At 62.5% G+C, this 317-nt stretch carries 1 pseudogene; it reads left to right on the plus strand.

Annotated elements, in window-relative coordinates:
- Positions 1 to 99, plus strand: a pseudogene (locus tag R0J88_RS19350) (elongation factor P); the annotation flags it as partial.
- Between the last annotated feature and the right edge of the window lie 218 nt (positions 100 to 317).

Raw genomic sequence — 317 nt, forward strand, 5'->3', positions numbered from 1 at the left:
CTGTCTTCCGGTGCCGTGGTGCGTGTGCCGCTGTTCATCAACCAGGGCGAAGTCCTCAAGGTTGATACCCGCAGCGCCGAGTACGTGTCTCGCGCCTGAGCCCTTTCGCTCACGTCGTGAACACCCTGATGCCTCGCCTCGTGCGGGGCATCATCGTTTGTGCTGCTCCTTCGTGCTCCTCATTCCTGCTGGTCGGTCGTGCAGGGTGATCGTGTCGATCAGCCCTTCCGGTTGGCCAACGCTCCCGCTGATCCCTTCCTCGAGCCTGTCCACGTCTCATGCCGATTCTTCCGCCGTCGCTTCACCTCTCTGAGCCG

Source organism: Pseudoalteromonas sp. SIMBA_162 (assembly GCF_046535955.1).
Classification (GTDB): domain Bacteria; phylum Pseudomonadota; class Gammaproteobacteria; order Enterobacterales; family Alteromonadaceae; genus Pseudoalteromonas; species Pseudoalteromonas marina.